The organism is Thalassospira sp. MBR-102, from assembly GCF_040549275.1.
Taxonomy (GTDB): domain Bacteria; phylum Pseudomonadota; class Alphaproteobacteria; order Rhodospirillales; family Thalassospiraceae; genus Thalassospira; species Thalassospira xiamenensis.
On record NZ_JBEPTC010000014.1, the window covers coordinates 45,264 to 65,332 of the forward strand.

Sequence of the window (20,069 nt, forward strand, 5' to 3'; positions counted from 1 at the left end):
TCGTGGATGTTCTTTTATTGCCGGGCGACGGGATCGGACCGGAAATTACGGCTGTCACCCGCAATGTGCTTGAGGCATTGGACCGTTCATTTTCGCTGGGGCTAAAATTTAGCAGCGAAGACGTCGGATTTGCATCGTTGGAAAAGTACGGTGCCACCATTACCCCGGAATTGATCGAGCGTGTCCGCAAGGCTGATCTGACCATTCTGGGGCCGGTTGATACCGCGCATTATCCTCCGGCAGATCAGGGTGGGATCAATCCTTCTGCGGCATTGCGCATCAATCTTGATCTGTATGCCAATGTAAGGCCTTCGAAGGTGTTTGAGGGGCTTACTTCGGCTGTTGGAGCCATGGATTTGGTGATTGTGCGTGAGAACACAGAAGGTTTTTATGCCGATCGCACCATGTATGCGGGCACCGGCGAGGTGATGCCAACCCCTGATCTTGCGCTGGCGATGCGCAAGGTGACGCGCCAGGGAAGTTATCGGGTGTCGGCATTTGCTGCGCGCCTTGCAGCCAAACGTCGCGGGCATTTGACCATTGTGCACAAGGCCAATGTTTTAAAGCTTAGTGACGGTCTGTTTTTATCCGAAGCAGAGAAAGCCGCAGCCGAGCAGGGCGGACTTACGGTTCGCGAAGAACATGTTGATGCGATGGCATCACTTCTGGTCAGAACGCCAGATGCGTTTGACGTAATTGTAACGACCAACATGTTTGGTGACATCCTTTCGAATGAGGCGGCGGAGCTGGCAGGTGGGCTTGGGCTTTCCGGGTCACTCAATGTCGGGGATGAAAATGCGATTGCGCAGGCATCGCATGGTTCAGCCCCCGATATTGCAGGCAAGAATATCGCCAACCCCGTATCGCTTTTGCTGTCGACCGTTTTGCTTCTGGATTGGAAGGGCGGAGAAGCTGGCCGCAGCGATTTGCAGCAGGCTGCAAACCGGCTGGATAAGGCAATTGCCGAAATGCTGAAAAATCTGGAAACGCGAACAGCAGACCTTGCCGGATCATTGTCTTGTCGTGATTTTGGTTCGATTTTGGTCGATAGGCTTCGCTGAAAACTTATAAAAGAGCCCCTGCCGCAATGCGGACAGGGGCTTTCGAAGCTTTAATTGAAGCGTAATTCTATTCGACAATATGATTGAGTGCTTCGACGAGACATAGAAGCGCCATGGATTGGCCATAGCCGGTGGGGTGCAGGGGGATGTTCTTGTAGAATTCAAGGTCATGTCCCATGCGGGTGCCATAGGAAACCTGTTGCACGACGCCATTACTGTCGATGTTTTCGAGCACGGCATGCAGAGCCTTTTGACCGGCCGTTTTCCAGCTTTCGGGGCCAAGGCCCAGGCGATATCCTTTGAGCAGCGCATAGCCGATTGCAGAGGTTGCCGAGATTTCCTCGTAAGAAGTTGGATCATCGACCAGTGTGTGCCATGTGCCGTTTTGGGTCTGGTAGTCGATCAGGCTTGATAGCTGTGCCTTGACAACCCACAGCAGATAGCGGCGTGTGGCGACATCAAGATCGGCAAGATCAATCAGATCGAGTATTCCTGCCGAAATCCATGAATTGCCGCGCGCCCAGCGCGCGCGGGCGAAATTGTGATTTCCATCGAAGGTCCAGCCATGAAACCACAGGCCGGTTTCGGGTTCGCAAAGATAGTGGGTGTGGACCAGAAACTGGAATTTGGCTTCGTCGATCAGGTCTTTTCGGCCGGAAGCCTGACCGTAGGATGCCAGAAACAGGGCGAGCATGAACAGGGTATCGTCCCACAGTTCGCCGTTATTGATCTTGTCTGAAACATCGTGCTGGAACCCGCCGGACGTGGTGCGCGGGGCTTCTGCGATCAGGCGGTTTGCCCAATCGTCAAGAACAGGTTCCCATCGAGAATCCCGGGTCTGCTGCCACAGAATGGACAGGGCCAGCATGGGGGCTGTCGTGTTCACATTCTGGGGCGGCAGGCCCCGGGAAAGCTGTTTTTCGTACCAATTTTCCAGAATTCTCCGCGCTTCTGCGTCTCCGGTCTGGAGCCAGAGTTGCGCAATTCCGTACAGACCGACACCCTGTGGCCATTCCCAACTATCGAAACTGACATAATCACCGGCTGTTCCATCAAGGTTCGGCTCGTTGAATTGTCCTTCGTCTCGCAGGTTACGTAAGCCTGTCACTATCTGAGAGATTTTCTCTTTCAATTCGTGGTGAAGGCTGACGGTATCGGTTCCCATTATTATGTCTCGCTGTTTTTTCTGAAGGAATTTGGTGGCGCGGAGCGGAAAATTATTCGGTTTCGAGGATCTGGGTCAGGAGACCGCCGAAATCCGGATCGTTACGATACTCGTCAAGCAGCGGCATGACTTTTTCGCGGAAGGGGGCCTGATCCGGGGAGACAAAGGTCACGCCCATCTTTTCTGCTTCGGTGGTCGAATCCTTGACGGCCTGGTCCCAAAGCGCACGGAAGGATTCAGTCGCGTGAAGAGCAGCTTCCTTAACGATGGTGTTCTGTTCGTCGGTGAGTTTTTCTGCCGCCGCGTTGGAGATCACGAGGAAATCCGGAATGCGAAGATGTTCGTCCTGCGAATAGAATTTGGCGACTTCGCCGTGACGACCGATGGTCAAAGCCGTGACGTTGTTTTCCGCACCATCAATCACGCCCATTTGCAGGGCCGTGTAGATTTCGGCGTAGGGCATCGGTGTCGGGGAGCCCCCCATCATTTCGACCATGCGGATCGAGCTGTTGGAGTTCAGAACCCGGATTTTCTGGCCTGCAAGATCTTCTGGCGTATTGATCGGTTTATCGGTGGTATAGAACGAACGTGCGCCGCTGTCGAAGAAGGTCAGGCCGACAAAGCCGCTGCCTTCTGTGGCGTTATAGACCTCGTCTGCGACCGGTCCGGTCATGACGCGATAGAAATGGTCTTCGCCCTTGAAGATATAAGGCAGGGTGAATGCCTTGAATACCGGGTCAAAGTTTTCGAGGTTGCCTGCGCTCACACGGGTCATGTCAACCGCACCGTTCTGAAGCTGTTCGAGGACTTCGCGCTCGGACCCCAGAACCGCATTTAAGAACAGCTGAATGGTAACTTCGCCGTCTGTACGTTCTTTGACTTCATCAGCAAATTGTTGCAGGGCGGTGCTGGTCGGGTGGTCCGCCGACAGCGAATTGGCCAGAGTCAAACGTGTTTTGGCCTCTGCCTGGCCGACCGCAAGAGTCGCGATTGCAGTTAAGGTCAAGGCAAGTTTCTGATATTTCATTGTTTTCCTCCCTTGGATTTTTTTCCGCCCGATTGGCGGTGACGAAAATGTCACCGCATTTCATCGATGACATGTGGATAAAACTGTCATTGTGAAAATAAAATTTCCATATGTAATAAATTTTCATTCGCGGACGGCCAAGCAAACATGAGGAAACCGCGCGAAAGGGGCGTCGGCATTCACGTTTGGGACAGAGTGCGCGCCAATATCTTTGAGGTCAGAGATTTGTTCGGGTTTGATAATCTTTTGAATGTGATGGAGCGCAGTTTGGCTGCGCAGCGCCGGTTGCATCATCCTGCTTTAACGTGTAAGCCCGGTTCTGAAATGTTTATGAAAATAATTTTCAGATTGCAGATATTGTTTTCACATCGCATGGTCTGGGGATAATCGAAATAAAAAGAATGCCTGTCTGCGCCAGGCAACTTCGACGGAGGAAACGCGAAGTGTTGCAATCTCTCAAGCATGGTATTGAGCGCCTGCTGCTGGTGATTATTTCAATCACGTTGTGCTGCATGGTGGTCCTGATGCTGTGGCAGGTTTTCACCCGCTATGTGCTGGCAACGCCTGCCTTGTTCACGGAAGAAACGCTTCGATTTACGATGATCTGGATGGCGCTTCTGGGGTCGGCTTACTGTTTTGGCAGCCGTAAACATCTGTCGCTTGATCTGCTGGTTTTTCTGGGGCCGATGTGGTGGCGCAAAGGGCTGGCGATGCTGAACGGGGTTATTTCCATCGCATTTGCCAGCTTTACGATGCTGATCGGTGGCTGGGGGGCGAGCATGTCGGCAATGGCGCAGCTTTCGCCGATCATGCAGATTCCGATGGGGATGGTTTACCTTGCGGTTCCGGTGTCGGCGGGCCTGATCATTCTGTTGCAGGCCCTTAATATTATTCTGATCGGTCTGGGCCAACTGGCGCCGGTTGAAGAAGTGCAGGAGACAGTTTGAAATGGATGCCCTTGTTGATTTCATGCTTGATCCTGCGGGTGCGGCAATTGTGCTGTTTGCGCTGTTTTTCGGCCTTCTTGCCCTTGGAACGCCTATTTCGATTGCAATTGGTGTTTCGTCGGTTGTGACGGGCTTTGCCTATTTGCCATCAAGCGTTATCAGTTTCGTCAGCGCCCAAAAGATGTTTTCGGGCATCGACAGTTTTACGCTTTTGGCCATCCCGTTTTTTGTGCTTGCGGGGAACATCATGAACAAGGGCGGTATCGCAATCCGCCTGATCAATCTGGCGAAGTTGCTGGGCGGACGTATGCCCGGTGCATTGGCCCATACCAATGTGCTGGCCAATATGCTGTTTGGCTCTATTTCCGGGTCGTCCATTGCTGCTGCGGCCGCCGTTGGTGGGGTTATGGGGCCGTTGCAGCGCAAAGAGGGGTATGATCCCGCGTTTTCGGCAGCGGTGAATATTGCATCGGCGCCCACCGGTATTCTGATCCCGCCAAGCGGACCGTTAATCCTGTTTTCGCTGGTATCTGGCGGGACGTCGATCTCGGCCCTGTTTCTTGGCGGGTATCTTCCGGGCATCCTGATGGGGCTGTCGGTTATGATGGTCATTACCTTTTTTGCCATGCGTCGCGGTTATCGCACCGAAGGTAGTGTCGGCTGGTCGGAAATTCTGCATGTGACATGGCAGGCGCTGCCGCCGTTATTGATGATTATCCTGGTCATTGGTGGCATTGCGATCGGGGCGTTTACCGCGACAGAAGGTGCGGCGGTTGCGGTTCTGTATTCATTTGTTCTGTCGTTGATGTACCGGATGGCAAGCTTGCAGGAATATCTGGAAGCTTTGAAATCGTCGGCGGTTACGAGTTGTTCGATCCTGTTTCTGATCGCGGCATCGGGCATCATGTCCTATGTCATGACGATTGCCGGTATTCCCGATGTCATTGCCGAGACCATTCTGACCTTTGACAATCCCATTGTGATTTTGCTGGTGATGAATGTCTGTCTGCTGATCATCGGGTTTTTCATGGATCTGACGCCGGCAGTGTTGATTTTCACCCCGATCTTTTTGCCGATTGCGACCGAGATCGGCATTCATCCGGTGCATTTGGGCATCATCATGATCTTTAACCTTGGGGTTGGATCGATGACGCCACCGGTCGGGAGCGTCCTTTTTGTCGGGTGTGCGGTTGCCAATCTGCGCATTGATCAGGTGGTGCGGCCGATCCTGCCGTTCTTCTTTGCCACATCGGCGGCCTTGCTTCTGACCACTTATGTCCCCTGGATCACGTTGGCATTGCCACGTTTCCTTGGGCTGATGTGACGTTCACCCATACCTAATCCTATCCAAGCGGAGTTATATCATGAATGCGTTCTCGCTGAGCGGTCGAAAAGCTTTGGTAACCGGTGCCAATGCCGGAATAGGGCAGGCTATTGCCGTCGCCATGGCACGCGCAGGTGCGGAAGTTGTCTGTGCCGGACGGCGAAGCTGTAGCGAAACGGTTGCAATGATCGGTGATGCGGGGGGCGTTGCAAGCGAGGTCATTGTTGATTTTGCTGATCCGATGGCGGGTGCGGCCCTGTTTGAAGGGGCTAATATCGACATTCTGGTCAACAATGCGGGGATTATCCGCCGCGCCGATTGCATCGATTTTACCGAAGAAGACTGGGACGCTGTCATGGATGTAAATGCCAAGGCGGTGTTCTTTACCGCGCAGGCGTTTGCCAAGGAGGTCTTTGCGCGCGGCGGGCAGGGCAAGATTGTGAATATCGCATCGCTTTTATCGTTTCAGGGGGGCATTCGGGTTCCGTCCTACACCACATCCAAGCATGGTGTGGCCGGTTTGACCCGTATTCTGGCAAATGAATGGACGGCACGCGGTATCAATGTGAATGCGATTGCGCCGGGCTATATCGCGACAAGCAATACACAGGCGTTGCGTGATGATCCTGATCGGTCTGCGGCCATTCTGGAACGTATTCCGGCAGGGCGTTGGGGACGGCCTGATGATATCGCGGAAACAGCGGTTTATCTGGCAGCGCCCGCATCTGACTATGTTTCAGGTGCCATTTTGAATGTTGATGGTGGCTGGCTTGCGCGATAGGGCGGTTTGTGGCGCCCTGATCACGTTTGGCCGATCATGTCTGTCAGCGTAGTTTGGCCGGTGGCGGGCCGACGCTTTCGCGGTTAATGAGCTCGCACGCCAGTTCAATCCGGCGTGCGGGCATTTCAATATCGGCATTGGTCAGTCGGCAGGTTTCAATCAGCAGATCCAGCGACAGCGCGCCGACTGTCTGCATCGGAATTTTGACCGATGTCAGCGCGGGTGACATGTATTGGCCTTGGGGCAGGCCATCAATGCCGACCACAGAAACATCTTTCGGGACGTTGTAGCCCTTGGCTTGCAGGGCGGAAACAGCGCCGACAGCCAGGATATCGCCAGCAGCGACAATGGCGCTGAAAGAAAGGTTGCTATCGATGACCTCGATAATGCGCTGGCTTGCGGCTTCGGCGGTCCAGTCGTCGATATCAATCACATAGTCGGGATTGTAATGTTCGGCCATGGCGTCGCGCCATCCTTCGAAGCGGCGCTGAATCGTGCGCCTGCCGGGGCGATTGAGAAACAGGATATGGCGGTGTCCTTGATTGATAAGATGTTTGGTCGCCAAGGAGGCCGCCGATCGATTGCACGGCGTGACCGAGCTTAGCTGCATTTCCGGATCGTCACCATTGACCAGGACGGCAGGCATATCCGAGGCGCGCACATAATCGAGTGTCGCATCATCGACGGAAACAAGCAAAAGACCGATCAAATCCGGGGCCTGTGCCGCGTTGTAGAGGTCTTCGAAGCGTTGATTGGGCTGATAGATGTAAGATTCTATGCGGATGTCCCGGCTTTCGGCGCGTTCGCGAACCCCTTCGAGAACATACATGGTGAACTGGCTGCGTTTGAAATCGATCATGGCCTCTTGCGAGGAAACAATCAGAACCTTTTGCCCGGCAGTGGTGCTTGAAACGGCGTAGTTCATTTCAATGGCCGCAGCCCGGATTCTGGAGGCGAGATGTTCGCGGACATAGCCATTGCCGCTTAGGGCGCGTGATACGGTTGCCGTAGAAACCCCAAGACGCGAGGCGATGTCGCTTATCTTCGTGCGTCCGCTAACTGCCATGTTTTTCCCTTTCCTGATTCTCATCAGTTTGTGGAATTTATTTACATATTGCACGAAAAATTTCTTGGTGTGATGTTTTTTCCTGTGCGGAACAGGAAGCCAGCTTCCTGCTTCTGCGAATTTATAAAGTGCGTCACCGATCCAAACGGTGGCTGAACGTGCAGGAACATCCTTAGGAGATATCCCGTGGCTATGGAACAACGCTATGGTGCCGGTCCCGATCAGATCGATGGAATGAATACGACCCAGTTGCGCGAGAATTTTATGGTCGAGCGTCTCTTTGTGCCGGGTCAGATCAGCTTTGCGTATACTCATTTTGATCGGATGATTGTTGGTGGTGCCGTTCCGGGGGAAAAGGCGCTTGGCTTTGGCGATGGCAAAGATGTCGGGACGAACCTGTTCTTTGATGCGCGCGAAATGGGCATTGCAAACCTTGGCGGTGCGGGCTGGATCGAGGTGGACGGAACGCGCTATGAGCTTGCAAACCGCGATGTTCTTTATATCGGCCGTGGTGCTGAAACCGTTTCGCTGGGCAGTGATGACGCCAAAAGCCCGGCACGTTTTTATATGAATTCGGTCCCGGCGGGGCATTCAGTGCCGACGCGTCTGATCACGCGCGCGGAATCGAAAATCCTTGAGATGGGGGATGCCGAGAAAAGCAATCGCCGTTCCCTGGCGATGTATATTCATCCAGAGGTCGCGCCATCCTGTCTGTTGCTGATGGGCATTACCGATCCGGCGAAGGGTTCGGTCTGGAACACCATGCCGCCGCACCTGCATGAGCGCCGCATGGAGGCCTATTGCTATTTCGATTTGTCGGATGAAGACCGGGTTATGCATTTCATGGGGCGCCCGGATAATACCCGCCATCTGGTTGTGGCAAATGGCGATGTCGTCCTGTCGCCGGCCTGGTCCATTCATATGGGGGCCGGTACCGGGCCGTATGGTTTTGTGTGGGGCATGACCGGGGAAAATCAGGAATATACCGATGTTTCGCCGGTTGCCATTAAGGAGCTGCGTTAAGTCATGCTGCTTAAATCCGGAGCATCCGTTCCTTATTGGCAGGTCACGTCGCTTGAAGAACGGGCATATGATGTGGCGGATATGCCGATGGAAGGCGAGATGGATTCAACCTTTTTCCTGACAAAGGAAAAGAATTTCATCCCGCATACCTATCCCTGCCGGACCGCCTATATTGCCGAACGTCGTGGCAAAGAAATTGCCGAACTGCCGTTCCCCGATTGGCATATGGCGCGTAACATTTTGCCAGGCGGGTCACCGTTTCTTGATCTTTCGGGGTTCTGGTTCCGGGCAACCCATATTCAGGGTTGGGCGAGAACGGCGATCAATGCCATGGATGCAGGCCCTGCGCGGTTGCGATTGGGTATTTGTGGGGCCGCGCGCGTGTATGTGAACGGGCGGGCGGTTGCGTGGCTTTCGCCCGCGACCCGCAACGCCATGGACGAGGTCGAGTTTGAAGCCGATCTGAAACAGGGCCACAACGAGGTTGCCGTCCAGTTTGAAGATCTGTGCGAGCGCGATGCGGTTATCCGTATTGCGCTTGTCTGGATTGACGGCCCGAAGGCAGAGGCGGGGAATTGTTTTCCGGCGGAACCTGAGGCCGTATCTGCGGTCGAGGCGGCTGTTGATGCCATGCATCTTGATCGTAAATTCTATGACAGTGATGATATCTGGCTTGTCATGCCGGTGCCGTTTCCGGACAAGGTTCGCGGCCGGGTCAGGGTTGCCGGTCATTTCATGTCGCATGATCATGATGATGTGACGTTTGAAATCCCCGCGGGGGCAGATCGCGTGCGTCTGGCATCGTCGAACGATTTTCCGGCAGATTACCGGTATTTCGGATTTGCGTTCCAGTGCGGCGATTTTGCATCCGAAGCGCGGCTTGGTGCGGAAGTCAGTTGGCGTTCTGTAACCGGGCCAGCACCGGAAAACCTTGAGACGCGCATTGCCGAAAGCCTTGCATGGATTGCAAAGAACGGTGAAACCGATACCGAAACCGCACTTGCCTGTGCGGCCGTCGGGGATGAGGTGGCGTTGGCGCGTGCCGAGGCAATCATCAACACGGCTTTGCCGGGGATCGAGCAGTGTTATGACTGTGCTGATTTTGCGCTGGTTCCGCTTTTGTGGACGCGCATTGTGTTTGCGGATCGGCTCCCTGCATCTTTGGTCGCGCGTATCGATGCCGCTATTCTTGAATTCCGTTACTGGATGGATGAGCCGGGCAACGATGTTCAGTGGTATTTCTCGGAAAACCATGCATTGTTGTTCCATACTTCTGCCTATCTGGCAGGGAACCTGTTGCCGCAGTCACATTTCCGGCGCGCAGATCGGAATGGCACCGCACAGAAACAGGCCGGTTATGAGCGCCTGATGGCGTGGTTCGATCATTTCGAAGCGGCCGAAATGGCGGAATTCAATTCCGGAACCTATTTCCCGATTGATCTTAAAGGGCTGGCGGCCCTGTTTGCGCTTGCACCCGACGAAGTCATTCGGAAACGGGCATCTGGGGCCATTACCCGACTGATCACCATGATTGCCAATTCGGCGCATCACGGCGTCATTACCGGGGCGCAGGGCCGAAGTTACGAGCATTCACTTTGCGTCGCCGATACTTTGGAACTGAACGGTCTTGCCAGATTGTTGTGGGGCAAAGGGCAGTTTGGGGCGCATGTGAATTGCCTGGCCCAGATGGCTTTGGCGTTGCGTGATCATGGGCTTGAATTGCCCGATCTTGCCGATCTTGCCTGCTGGGAAAAACGCGATACCGCGCAGGAATGGACTTTCTGGCAGGGCGAAAATGCGTTTTGCCGATTGTATCATTACAAAACCAGTGAAACCGCGATGGGAAGTGCCGCCCTTTATCGTTGGCGGGACTGGGGATATCAGGAAACGCTTCTTCAGGCGCGGATCGGTCGCGAACCGGGCGCACAGATATTCATCAACCATCCCGGCGAAATTGTTCAATCCGGTTTTGGTCGCCCGTCCTTCTGGGGCGGATCGGCAAGTGTTCCACGCGTTCAGCAATATCGTGATCTGGCGATTGTCCGGTTTGAAGGTGTGGCACCGCAACCTGATTTTACCCATGCATGGTTCCCGACATTGGCGTTTGATGAATGGCATGTCGATGGATATCGGGCGTCGGCACGTTCGGGCGAGGGTGCGTTGCTTATATCGGCGTCGGGACCTTTGGAGCTTGTGCAAACGGGCGGGTCGGCCGGGCATGAATTGCGTCTTGCGGGGCGTGATGGGATATGGGTTGTTCGACTGGGACATGCCGGTGATTTGGCGAAATTTGCCAATAGCCATGCGCTTGATGTTCATGTTGATACCGATGGCACATATCGTATCGAAGATGCGCAATATGGCGCGGTGTTGTTCCATCAAAACGGCGTCGTATCGGCCGAGGGCCGTGCTCTTAATCCAATGGAATGGACGCTTGAGGGCGACCGCAAGGAATTGCCGCTGGTTCACTGAGGGAGCCGAGACCTCCCGTCGGCTCCTGAATGATGAAGGCCGGAATAGCAGAAATGCTGTTCCGGCCTTTTCATTATCGGTGGCGTATTGACGGTCAAATTGCAGCCTGTCTTGCGCATGTTGCTTGGCTGTTTAGAGGGCATCTTTGGGAAGCGCCGACCGTTTGGGGTGTGAAACACACCAAAGAAGGATGGAAACCATGCCTGCAAAATCAAAAGCACAGCAGAGGGCGGGGATATTGGTGCTTTTTGCCAAGTGGAAGGGCAAGCCCGAACATAAGTCGGACGCTTGAGCCCTTCCGATAATGCCGTGCGTTAAAGGTCGTCGATTTTTACACGCCGTTCTTCGCGGGCCGACAGGGCAACCGCGTGGATGACCTTTTCGAATTCAAACGCATCGTCAAAGCCCGGATAGGCAGCGTGATTGTCGCGGATGGCGCGCAGAAGGGCGGCGGCTTCGATCACCTTGAGGTCGTTAAAGCCAAGCTGATGGCCCGGTGCCGGACAGAAATTGCCATAAGGCGGATGTTCCGGGCCGGTCAGGATGGTGGTGAAGCCCTGTTTGGCGGTCGGGCCTTCGTTGCGGTAAAGCTGCAATTCGTTCAGCCGTTCCTGATCAAAGCACAGCATGCCCTTTGTCCCGTGGACTTCCCATGCCAGCCGGTTTTTGCGGCCCCAGGCGGAGCGGGAGGTTGAAATGCTGCCCTGTGCGCCATTGGCAAAGCGGACAAGGGCGGTTGCAGTATCTTCGTTTTCGACCTTTGCCCGACCCGCCCCATCGGCCAGCGGGCGGGTTTCATGGACCGTCTGCATATCGGCAATCAGACTGTCGATTGGGCCAACAAGGCCATAGGTCATCGAAACCAGATGACATCCCAGATCGCCAAGTGCGCCCAAACCAGCATCGGCAATCGTGCTGCGCCAGGTCCAGGGGAGTTCGGGGTTGGCCTGATAATCCTCGTCCACCCAGCCGCGAAAATGCACAATGTCGCCAATCGCACCCTCGCGCACCAGTTTGCAGGCATGGGTAAAGGCGGGGTTTTTGATGTAATTATAGCCGACCATGGTTTTCACCCCGGCCTTGCGCGCCGCATCGCGCATCGCACGCGCCTGATCAAGCGTCAGGGCCAGCGGCTTTTCGCAATAGACATGCTTGCCCGCCGCAATTGCGGCCAGCGCCATGTCAAAATGCAGCATATTGGGGGTGGTGATCGACACGATATCGACCGCCGGATCGGCAATCAGGGCCTTCCAGTCATCGGTGGCACGCGCAAAGCCGAACTGATCGGCCATGGTTTGGGCCTTGTCCGCCGGGGTATCACAGAGCAGTTCAAGACGGACATCAGGGACATCGCCCATCACGGCGCGAACCGCGCCAAATGCAAGCGCATGCGCCTTGCCCATGAAACCGGTGCCGATAAGGCCAATACCGATGGATGCCATTTCGCTGGACTCCCTGTCTGTATCAAAATAGAATTTTTATTCTATAAAATGGATGATCATGGAATGCATCCAGCGTCAAGCAAAAACAAAAACAGGAAACCCGTACGCCATGACGGAACAAACCGCGCCGGTCTCGCTTGAAGAATTCAATCATCGGCTGGCTGAAATATCGGAGGCAATGCCCAAGAGATTGAGGCAATGCGCCGAATTTGTCGCCCAGAATACAGACCGTATTGCGGTTTCAACCGTGGCCGAACTGTCCGCCGGGGCAGGGGTGCAACCATCCGCCTTCATGCGGTTTTGCCAGTTGCTGGGCTTTTCGGGTTTTTCCGAAATGCAGAAAATGTTTCGCGAAACCTATGCCCAGAAATGGCCCGATTACGCGACGCGATTGGAAAATCTTCGGGCAAGCGGGGCCGATAGCCCCAGTGCGCTTTTGGCGGAGTTTGTCGAGGCCGGGCGGCTGTCGCTTGAAAATCTGGCGTCGTCGATTGATGCCGGATTGCTTGAGGAAGCGGTCAATGTGCTGGCCGCGGCCCCGATGATCCATATTGTCGGCTTCCGGCGGGCATTCCCGGTGGCGAGTTATTTATCCTATGCGTTTGAAAAGATGGACATCCCGGCGGTTTTGCATGACGGGGTGGGGAAGCTTAACCCGCGTCATGCCATTCGCAAGGGCGATGTGATGATTGCCATTACCTTTGCGCCCTATTCGCAGGAAACCATTGATCTGGCGGCCTATGCACGGGGACTCGGCAACCCGGTTGTCGCGATTACCGATACGATGACAAGTCCGCTTCGGCGGATTGACGCCCTGACCCTTGCGGTGTCCGAAGTCGATGTTGGTGCGTTCAGGGCGCTGTCGGCCACGCTTTCGCTGGCGATTTCGTTGGCGGTTGCGATTGGGGCAAAACGGGATCGGGCAAGCGAATAGAAAAAATTTGTTGCATCAAAATGAAAATGGAATAAAAATTCCATTCATCGAATTCGGGGTACCTGACCCCGAAGCGAGGCCCGGTAAAAAGTGACGCCTTAAGAAATCACAGGCCGGACCGTTCACTGAACATTCAGTCGACGCATCGGGGCGCAAAATGCGGCCCCGTTTCAAAGCCACTAGGGAGGCTAACGATGAAGAAGACTTTGACCGCAATTGCGGCCGCTGCCATTGCCTTTGCCGGATTTACCGGGACTGCTTCGGCAGAAGACGAAAAATTCGTTCTGATCAGCCATGCACCGGACTCGGACAGCTGGTGGAACACCATCAAGAATGCCATCAAGGTCGCAGGCGACCAGATGGAAGTCACGGTTGATTACCGCAACCCGCCGACCGGCGATCTGGCCGATATGGCCCGTATTGTCGAGCAGGCAGCGGCCACCAACCCGGATGGCATCATTGTCACCATCGCTGATTTCAACGTGCTTAAAGGCCCGATCATGGATGCGGTTGATCGCGGTATTCCGGTGATCACAATCAATTCCGGCACCGTTGAACAGTCCGCCGAGCTTGGCGCGCTGATGCATGTTGGTCAGCCGGAATATGATGCCGGTTTCGGGGCGGGCAAACGTGCCGCAGCCGCCGGTGCGAAATCATTTGTCTGTGTGAACCATTACATCACCAACCCGGCATCGGTTGAGCGTTGCCGTGGCTTTGCCGATGCGCTTGGCGTCGAGCTTGGCAGCCAGATGATCGATAGCGGCATGGATCCGTCGGAAGTGAAGAACAAGGTCGCGGCCTATCTGAATACCAACAAGGATGTCGATGCGATCCTGACCCTTGGCCCGAATTCGGCCCATCCGACCCTGGCCGCCGTTCGTGATGCCGGTCTTGCCGGTCAGATCATGTTTGGCACGTTCGATCTTTCCAGCGAAATCGCCGAAGCGATCAAAAAGGGCGAGATCAATTTCGCCATTGATCAGCAGCCTTACCTTCAGGGGTATCTGCCGGTCGTTATCCTGACCAACTATGCACGATATGGTGTTCTGCCGTCCGGCAACATCAATTCCGGTCCCGGTTTCATCACCAAGGACAATATCGCGCTTGTTGAAAAATACGCTGGCGAATTCCGTTAAGCATTCCTCCCGTCAGGGGGTGGGCAGCGTGCCGCCCCCTGGCAAAACTCACCTGCCAGATAAAAGAGTGATGTCATGACGGACGAGCGGCTCAAGCAAGTCTCAACCCTTCGACGTGCCATGATCCGACCGGAACTGGGTGCTATTTGCGGCACGATCCTGGTCTTTGTTTTCTTCTTCATGATCGCGGGCGATAGCGGCATGTTCTCGCCCGAAGGGGTGCAGAACTGGGGCGTGGTTTCTGCGCAGTTTGCCATTATTGCGGTTGGTGCCTGCCTTTTGATGATTGCCGGCGAATTTGATCTGTCGGTCGGATCGATGATCGGTTTTGCCGGGGTGGTGATTGCCATCCTGTCGGTCCATCTGGGATGGCCGGTGTGGCTGTCGATCATTGCGGCCTTTGTCATTTGTGTCGGGCTTGGCGCGTTAAACGGGTTCCTTGTGATCAAGACCGGGTTGCCGAGCTTTATCGTCACCCTTGCATTTCTTTATATCCTGCGCGGTTTGACGATCTGGTTATCCATCCTGACCACGCGCCAGACGATTATTGGCGGGGTCAAGGAAGCCGCAGAGGGTGATCCGCTGGCATTTCTGTTTGGCGGCGTGATTTTCAAGGACCTGTTCCAGTGGTTTGCTGATCTTGGCTTGCTTGATACCTTTACGCGCGGTTCGCGCGAGGGGCAGCCGGTTGTTGAAGGCCTGCCGATGCTGGTGGTCTGGGCGGTGGTGCTGGTGATTTTCGGGCACTGGCTTTTGACCAAAACCCGGTTTGGTAACTGGATTTTTGCATCCGGCGGGGATGCGCAAGCCGCACGTTATGTTGGCGTTCCGGTCAATCGGGTCAAAATCCTGATGTTCATGTTTACCGCGTTCTGTGCCACGGTTTTCGCCACCTGTCAGGTGATGGAATTCGGTTCTGCCGCAGCAGACCGCGGACTTTTGAAAGAATTTGAAGCGATTATCTGTGTGGTGATTGGCGGGGCGCTTCTGACCGGGGGATATGGATCGGTCATCGGGGCAGCACTTGGCGCGCTGATTTTCGGTGTGGTTCAGCAGGGGCTGTTTTTTGCCGGGGCTGAAAGTTCGCTGTTCCGTGTGTTCTTGGGCGGTATCCTGATCCTTGCCGTCATCATGAACACCTATATCCGCCGCATGATCACGGGAGAACGGTGATGAGCACGCCATTGATTGAAATGAACAATATCGAAAAGCATTTTGGTCCGGTGATCGCGCTGGGCGGGGTGTCGTTCGATGTGATGGAAGGCGAGTGTCATTGTCTTCTGGGCGATAACGGGGCGGGCAAGTCGACCTTTATCAAAACCATGTCGGGGGTCCATAAACCGACCAAGGGCACGATGAAGGTCAGCGGCAGGGAAATCACATTCGATAGCCCGCGTGATGCCATGGAAGCCGGGATTGCCACGGTTTATCAGGATCTGGCGATGATCCCGTTGATGTCGGTGACGCGCAATTTCTGGATGGGGCGTGAACCGCGCAAAAGTTTCGGCCCGTTCAAATGGATCGATTTCGATCATGCCAATTCCGTCACGCTGAACGAAATGGCGCGCATGGGGATTAATCTGCGCGAGCCGGAACAGGCCGTCGGCACCCTTTCGGGGGGCGAGCGGCAGACGGTGGCGATTGCGCGCGCGGTCTATTTCGGGGCCAAGGTCCTTATTCTTGATGAACCGACATCCGCCCTTGGCGTGCGGCAAACATCCAATGTCCTTGCGACCATCGACAGGGTGCGCAAATCGGGCATCGGGGTGATTTTCATTACCCATAATGTGCGCCATGCGATGGCGGTTGGTGACCGTTTCACGGTTTTGAACCGTGGACAGACACATGGCACGGCAAAGCGCGGTGATATCAAACCCGAAGAATTGCAGGATCTGATGGCGGGCGGTCAGGAACTGGCCGAGCTAGAAGGGTCGCTTGGGGGGACGATCTGATGAAAAAGCTTGATGTCATTACCATCGGAAGATCGTCGGTCGATCTTTATGGCGCGCAGATCGGTGGCCGCCTTGAGGATATGGCATCCTTTAACAAATATATCGGCGGATCACCGACCAATATGGCGTGTGGCACCGCAAGGCTTGGCCTGAAATCGGCTCTGATCACGCGGGTCGGGGACGAGCATATGGGCCGTTTCATCCGCGAACAGTTGATTGCCGAGGGTGTCGATGTCCGTGGTGTTGTCACCGATCCGGAACGTCTGACGGCCCTTGTCCTTCTGGGCGTGCGTGATCAGGAACAGTTTCCGTTGATTTTCTATCGGGAAAACTGTGCCGATATGGCGCTGTGCGAGGATGATATTGATCCCGAATTCATTGCCGATGCGCGGTGCGTCACCGTCACGGGGACGCATTTATCGCATCCGCGCACCCGGGCGGCCGTGCTGAAGGCATTGAAACTGGCGCGGGAAAACGGGGCCAAAACGGCCCTTGATATTGATTACCGGCCCAATCTTTGGGGATTGTCGGGGCATGGGGACGGTGAAAACCGCTTCATTGCATCGGACAAGGTGACCAAGGAACTGCAAGCAACCCTGCATCTGTTTGACCTGATCGTCGGGACCGAGGAAGAATTTCACATTGCCGGTGGCACGACCGATACGCTTGAGGCGCTTGAAAATGTGCGGGTTACGTCGAACGCGACACTGGTGTGCAAACGCGGGCCGATGGGGGCGGTTGCCTTTACCGGCAAGATCGGTGCAAGCCTTGATGATGGGATTTCCGGCCCCGGTTTCCCGGTCGAGGTGTTTAACGTTTTGGGCGCTGGCGACGGGTTTATGTCGGGTCTGCTTAAGGGGTGGCTGACGGATCAGGACTGGGAAACGTCGCTTAAATATGCCAATGCGTGCGGCGCGTTTGCCGTGTCGCGTCATGGCTGTACGCCGGCCTATCCGAGCTGGGAAGAATTGCAGTTCTTCTTTGAGCGGGGGATCAAGAACCCGTCGCTGCGTCATGATGCGGAGCTGGAGCAGATCCATTGGTCGACCAACCGGATGGGTGACTGGCCGGAAATGCGGGTTTTTGCATTTGATCACCGCATGCAGCTTGAAGACCTGGCCGATGAGGTTGGGGTTTCGCGTGATCGGATCGGGCCGTTCAAGGAGCTTTGCCTGCGTTCGGTGCGCGATGTGGCGGGTGATAAGCCGGGTTATGGGATTTTGTGCGAACCGCGACTGGGGCGCGATGCGCTTTATGCCGCGGCGGGCACCGGGCTTTGGATCGGGCGGCCGGTTGAATTGCCGGGATCGCGTCCGTTGCGGTTGGAAATTGGCCCGGATATCGGTAGCAAGCTTGCCGAATGGCCGGTCGAGCATGTCGTCAAGGTGCTGTGTTTCTATCATCCCGATGATGACGCGGCGATGAAGGAAGATCAGGAAGAAACCATCAAGCGGCTGGCGGATGGGGCACGGGCCAACCGGTTGGAATTCCTTTTGGAAATCATCCCGTCAAAGGTTGCGGCCTGTGATGATCAGACGACGGCAAAAATCATCGAGCGGTTCTATGAAATCGGGGTTTATCCCGATTGGTGGAAGCTGGAACCGATGAAATCGGACGCGGCATGGCGTCATGCCTGTGACATGATTGCACGCCATGATCCTTATTGCCGGGGCATCGTCGTTCTGGGTCTTGAAGCGCCGGAAGCCGAGCTGGTGGCAAGTTTCGAGGTTGCGGCCAAGCATGACATGGTCAGGGGCTTTGCCGTTGGGCGGACGATCTTTGCCGGGGTTGCGCGCGACTGGCTTGCGGGTAACATTGACGATCAAACAGCCGTTGCACAGATGGCGGAAAAATATCGCGCGCTTTGCACCACATGGGACGCAGCGCGCAAAAAATCGGGAGGAGCGGCATGAAAACCGTTCGATTAACCGCCGCCCAAGCCATGGTGCGGTATTTAAGCAAACAGCAGAACGAAGACGGTGTGCCGTTTTTCGGCGGGTGCTGGGCGATTTTTGGTCATGGCAATGTCGCCGGAATGGGCGAGGCATTGCACGGCATCGGGGATGATTTCCCGACCTGGCGCGGCCATAACGAGCAGGGCATGGCCCATGCCGCCATTGCGTACGCCAAGGCATCGAACCGCAAACGTGCCATGACGGTCACGACATCGATCGGGCCGGGTGCGACCAATATGGTGACGGCCGCGGCATTGGCGCATGTCAACCGCCTGCCGGTCCTGTTTGTGCCCGGCGATGTGTTTGCCAATCGCGCCCCCGACCCGGTGTTGCAGCAGGTCGAGGATTTCGGCGATGGCACGATTTCGGCCAATGATTGTTTCAAGCCGGTCAGCCGTTATTTTGATCGCATCATGCGCGCCGAGCAGCTTTTGACCGCCCTGCCACGTGCGATGGCGACCCTGACCGATCCGGCTGATTGCGGCCCGGTGACATTGGCATTCTGTCAGGATGTGCAGGCAGAAGCCTTTGACTGGCCCGAAAGTTTCTTTGAGACCAAAATCTGGAAAACCCAGCGTCCGCGCGCCGATCTGGATCAGCTTGACGCGGCGGTGGCGGCGATCAGGGCGGCCAAGCAGCCGATGATCATTGCCGGTGGCGGAGTGCATTATGCAGGTGCCTGCGATGCCCTGGCCGAGTTCGCCCATCGCCACAATATCCCGGTCGGGGAAACGCAGGCGGGTAAATCCGCCATGCCGTGGGATGATGATCTTAACCTTGGTTCCATTGGTGTCACGGGGGCAAGCAGTGCCAATGCGATTGCCGAAAATGCCGATCTGATCATTGCGGTCGGGACACGGTTGCAGGATTTCACCACCGGAAGCTGGGCGCTTTTCAAGCATCCGGATCGGCGCATTCTGTCGATCAATGTCGCGGCCTATGACGCGGCCAAACATAATGCGATTGCGGTGACGGGGGATGCCAAAATCACCCTTGCCGAAATTGGCAACATGCTGGGCGATTACCAGGCACCGGCGATTGATGCCGGGCTTAAATCCGATTGGATTGCGGCGGTGGACAAGGTGACGGCAACGCCGACGGGCAATGCCCTTCCGACCGATGCGCAGGTCATTGGTGCGGTTCAGCGCAGTGTGGATGACGATGCGATTGTCGTCTGCGCGGCGGGTGGTCTGCCCGGCGAGCTGCACAAGCTTTGGAAGGCGGCAAAACCCAACGGTTATCACGTTGAATACGGCTTTTCCTGCATGGGATATGAAATTGCCGGTGGGCTTGGGGTCAAGATGGCACAGCCGGATCGCGAGGTCGTGGTGATGGTCGGTGACGGGTCATACATGATGATGAATTCCGAACTGGCGACCAGTGTGATGCTGGGCCACAAGATCATCACCGTGATCCTTGATAACCGTGGTTATGGCTGTATCAACCGGCTGCAGATGGCGACCGGTGGGGAAAGTTTCAACAACCTTCTGGATACCGCGCGCCATGTGGTGCCATCCGAGATTGATTTCACCGCCCATGCCGGATCGATGGGGGCGATTGCCGAAAAGGTATCGTCGATCAGCGAACTGGAAGCGGCGATGGAACGTGCGCGCAAGGCAGACCGGTCATACGCCATTGTCATTGATACCGATCCCCTGCCAAGCACCGACGCCGGTGGTCATTGGTGGGATGTTGCCGTGCCGGAAGTTTCGGTTCGGCCAACGGTGAACGAAGCCCGCAAAAATTACGAAGCTGCGCTTAAACAACAGCGCCCCGGAGATTAA

The 20,069-nt window shown here is 55.5% G+C and carries 16 protein-coding genes; 12 read left to right on the forward strand and 4 right to left on the reverse strand.

The features are described from left to right. Positions 1–2 precede the first annotated feature (2 nt). The gene (locus ABIE64_RS19585) at positions 3–1,061 is read left to right on the forward strand and encodes an isocitrate/isopropylmalate dehydrogenase family protein (RefSeq protein WP_354378319.1); all 1,059 of its coding nucleotides are present in this window, start codon (positions 3–5) and stop codon (positions 1,059–1,061) included. Positions 1,062–1,128: 67 nt separating this feature from the next. On the opposite strand, the gene bglB is transcribed toward ABIE64_RS19585, so the two are convergent. Further along, positions 1,129–2,226 (reverse strand): beta-galactosidase BglB, encoded by a 1,098-nt coding sequence (gene bglB / locus ABIE64_RS19590; RefSeq protein ID WP_354378320.1) that lies wholly within the window; start codon positions 2,224–2,226, stop codon positions 1,129–1,131. Between the two features lie 52 nt (positions 2,227–2,278). After that, positions 2,279–3,253 (reverse strand): TRAP transporter substrate-binding protein, encoded by a 975-nt coding sequence (locus ABIE64_RS19595; RefSeq protein WP_354378321.1) that lies wholly within the window; start codon positions 3,251–3,253, stop codon positions 2,279–2,281. A 443-nt stretch (positions 3,254–3,696) separates the two neighbouring features. Here ABIE64_RS19595 and ABIE64_RS19600 point away from each other — a divergent pair, with 443 nt between their 5' ends. The 3 genes from ABIE64_RS19600 to kduD are packed head-to-tail and all read left to right on the forward strand — an operon-like array spanning position 3,697 to position 6,305. Beyond that, the gene (locus ABIE64_RS19600; protein WP_167443449.1) at positions 3,697–4,200 is read left to right on the forward strand and encodes a TRAP transporter small permease; all 504 of its coding nucleotides are present in this window, start codon (positions 3,697–3,699) and stop codon (positions 4,198–4,200) included. A 1-nt stretch (position 4,201) separates the two neighbouring features. Then, positions 4,202–5,524: a TRAP transporter large permease gene (locus ABIE64_RS19605; RefSeq protein WP_223305176.1), complete on the forward strand. Its 1,323-nt coding sequence runs from the start codon at positions 4,202–4,204 to the stop codon at positions 5,522–5,524. A gap of 40 nt (positions 5,525–5,564) precedes the next feature. Continuing rightward, positions 5,565–6,305 carry a 2-dehydro-3-deoxy-D-gluconate 5-dehydrogenase KduD gene (gene kduD / locus ABIE64_RS19610; protein WP_354378322.1) on the forward strand — a complete coding sequence of 247 codons (741 nt, stop codon included), beginning with the start codon at positions 5,565–5,567 and terminating at the stop codon, positions 6,303–6,305. 43 nt (positions 6,306–6,348) lie between these two features. Here kduD and ABIE64_RS19615 read toward each other — a convergent pair whose 3' ends face one another. Further along, positions 6,349–7,371, reverse strand: a complete 1,023-nt coding sequence (locus ABIE64_RS19615; RefSeq protein WP_354378323.1) for a LacI family DNA-binding transcriptional regulator — start codon at positions 7,369–7,371, stop codon at positions 6,349–6,351. A 192-nt stretch (positions 7,372–7,563) separates the two neighbouring features. Between ABIE64_RS19615 and kduI the strand changes: the two genes are divergently transcribed. Together kduI and ABIE64_RS19625 are read left to right on the forward strand one after the other, a co-directional pair. Then, positions 7,564–8,394 carry a 5-dehydro-4-deoxy-D-glucuronate isomerase gene (gene kduI / locus ABIE64_RS19620; RefSeq protein ID WP_037992780.1) on the forward strand — a complete coding sequence of 277 codons (831 nt, stop codon included), beginning with the start codon at positions 7,564–7,566 and terminating at the stop codon, positions 8,392–8,394. Between the two features lie 3 nt (positions 8,395–8,397). Beyond that, entirely contained in the window at positions 8,398–10,866 is a 2,469-nt protein-coding gene (locus ABIE64_RS19625) for a hypothetical protein (protein ID WP_354378324.1), read from the forward strand. A 314-nt stretch (positions 10,867–11,180) separates the two neighbouring features. Here the strand turns inward: ABIE64_RS19625 and ABIE64_RS19630 are convergent, their stop codons facing one another. Continuing rightward, positions 11,181–12,308 carry a Gfo/Idh/MocA family protein gene (locus ABIE64_RS19630; RefSeq protein ID WP_354378325.1) on the reverse strand — a complete coding sequence of 376 codons (1,128 nt, stop codon included), beginning with the start codon at positions 12,306–12,308 and terminating at the stop codon, positions 11,181–11,183. 109 nt (positions 12,309–12,417) lie between these two features. Between ABIE64_RS19630 and ABIE64_RS19635 the strand changes: the two genes are divergently transcribed. The 6 genes from ABIE64_RS19635 to iolD all read left to right on the forward strand — a co-directional run bounded on the left by ABIE64_RS19635 (position 12,418) and on the right by iolD (position 20,069). Continuing rightward, complete coding sequence (locus ABIE64_RS19635) at positions 12,418–13,242, forward strand: MurR/RpiR family transcriptional regulator (RefSeq protein WP_063095533.1); 825 nt, start codon at positions 12,418–12,420, stop codon at positions 13,240–13,242. Positions 13,243–13,436: 194 nt separating this feature from the next. Continuing rightward, the gene (locus tag ABIE64_RS19640; RefSeq protein ID WP_063095535.1) at positions 13,437–14,378 is read left to right on the forward strand and encodes a sugar ABC transporter substrate-binding protein; all 942 of its coding nucleotides are present in this window, start codon (positions 13,437–13,439) and stop codon (positions 14,376–14,378) included. 75 nt (positions 14,379–14,453) lie between these two features. After that, positions 14,454–15,551, forward strand: a complete 1,098-nt coding sequence (locus tag ABIE64_RS19645) for an ABC transporter permease (protein ID WP_007090674.1) — start codon at positions 14,454–14,456, stop codon at positions 15,549–15,551. Further along, entirely contained in the window at positions 15,551–16,330 is a 780-nt protein-coding gene (locus ABIE64_RS19650; RefSeq protein WP_341364305.1) for an ATP-binding cassette domain-containing protein, read from the forward strand. The genes ABIE64_RS19645 and ABIE64_RS19650 overlap by 1 nt, the downstream gene beginning before the upstream one ends. Next, positions 16,330–18,243 carry a bifunctional 5-dehydro-2-deoxygluconokinase/5-dehydro-2-deoxyphosphogluconate aldolase gene (locus ABIE64_RS19655; RefSeq protein WP_354378326.1) on the forward strand — a complete coding sequence of 638 codons (1,914 nt, stop codon included), beginning with the start codon at positions 16,330–16,332 and terminating at the stop codon, positions 18,241–18,243. Before ABIE64_RS19650 ends, ABIE64_RS19655 begins: the two co-directional genes overlap by 1 nt. Next, positions 18,240–20,069, forward strand: a complete 1,830-nt coding sequence (iolD, locus tag ABIE64_RS19660) for a 3D-(3,5/4)-trihydroxycyclohexane-1,2-dione acylhydrolase (decyclizing) (RefSeq protein ID WP_354378327.1) — start codon at positions 18,240–18,242, stop codon at positions 20,067–20,069. The genes ABIE64_RS19655 and iolD overlap by 4 nt, the downstream gene beginning before the upstream one ends.

Bases quoted from the DNA above. Each gene is read 5' to 3' on its own strand.
- ABIE64_RS19640 (WP_063095535.1), top strand. From the start codon at position 13,437: ATGAAGAAGACTTTGACCGCAATTGCGGCCGCTGCCATTGCCTTTGCC.
- ABIE64_RS19635 (WP_063095533.1), top strand. From the start codon at position 12,418: ATGACGGAACAAACCGCGCCGGTCTCGCTTGAAGAATTCAATCATCGG.
- iolD (WP_354378327.1), top strand. From the start codon at position 18,240: ATGAAAACCGTTCGATTAACCGCCGCCCAAGCCATGGTGCGGTATTTA.
- bglB (WP_354378320.1), bottom strand. From the start codon at position 2,226: ATGGGAACCGATACCGTCAGCCTTCACCACGAATTGAAAGAGAAAATC.
- ABIE64_RS19595 (WP_354378321.1), bottom strand. From the start codon at position 3,253: ATGAAATATCAGAAACTTGCCTTGACCTTAACTGCAATCGCGACTCTT.
- ABIE64_RS19605 (WP_223305176.1), top strand. From the start codon at position 4,202: ATGGATGCCCTTGTTGATTTCATGCTTGATCCTGCGGGTGCGGCAATT.
- ABIE64_RS19655 (WP_354378326.1), top strand. From the start codon at position 16,330: ATGAAAAAGCTTGATGTCATTACCATCGGAAGATCGTCGGTCGATCTT.
- ABIE64_RS19625 (WP_354378324.1), top strand. From the start codon at position 8,398: ATGCTGCTTAAATCCGGAGCATCCGTTCCTTATTGGCAGGTCACGTCG.
- kduD (WP_354378322.1), top strand. From the start codon at position 5,565: ATGAATGCGTTCTCGCTGAGCGGTCGAAAAGCTTTGGTAACCGGTGCC.
- ABIE64_RS19650 (WP_341364305.1), top strand. From the start codon at position 15,551: ATGAGCACGCCATTGATTGAAATGAACAATATCGAAAAGCATTTTGGT.
- ABIE64_RS19645 (WP_007090674.1), top strand. From the start codon at position 14,454: ATGACGGACGAGCGGCTCAAGCAAGTCTCAACCCTTCGACGTGCCATG.
- ABIE64_RS19615 (WP_354378323.1), bottom strand. From the start codon at position 7,371: ATGGCAGTTAGCGGACGCACGAAGATAAGCGACATCGCCTCGCGTCTT.
- ABIE64_RS19630 (WP_354378325.1), bottom strand. From the start codon at position 12,308: ATGGCATCCATCGGTATTGGCCTTATCGGCACCGGTTTCATGGGCAAG.
- kduI (WP_037992780.1), top strand. From the start codon at position 7,564: ATGGAACAACGCTATGGTGCCGGTCCCGATCAGATCGATGGAATGAAT.